This is a genomic window from Methylobacterium sp. CCH5-D2, assembly GCF_001556475.1.
Lineage (GTDB): Bacteria > Pseudomonadota > Alphaproteobacteria > Rhizobiales > Beijerinckiaceae > Methylobacterium > Methylobacterium hispanicum.
In genome coordinates this window covers 1-314 of sequence record NZ_LSIX01000798.1, presented here as the reverse complement: position 1 = coordinate 314, position 314 = coordinate 1, and the positions used below count along the sequence as shown (strand labels likewise).

At 73.2% G+C, this 314-nt stretch carries 1 protein-coding gene; it reads left to right on the top strand.

What is annotated here, in order from left to right; translation table 11 throughout:
* Nucleotides 1-314 (top strand): DNA translocase FtsK (locus AX737_RS34695; protein WP_280949096.1); only part of this gene is annotated, 314 nt, incomplete at both ends.

The window sequence follows — 314 nt, the reverse complement described above, 5'->3', positions numbered from 1 at the left end:
ACCTGGAAGTCGCGGCCTTCGCGAACGCCGACTACGAGCTGCCCGCCCTCGAACTCCTCGCCCTGCCCGCCCCCGGCGGCAGCGAGGAGGTCGATGCCGACGTGCTGGAGCAGAACGCCCTCAACCTGCAGCAGACGGTCCAGGATTTCGGCGTGCGCGGCGACATCCTGGCCGTGCGGCCGGGGCCCGTCGTCACGCTCTACGAGCTGGAGCCGGCGCCCGGCACCAAGTCGTCCCGCGTCATCGGCCTCTCGGACGACATCGCGCGCTCGATGTCGGCGGTCTCGGCCCGCGTCGCGGTCGTGCCCGGCCGC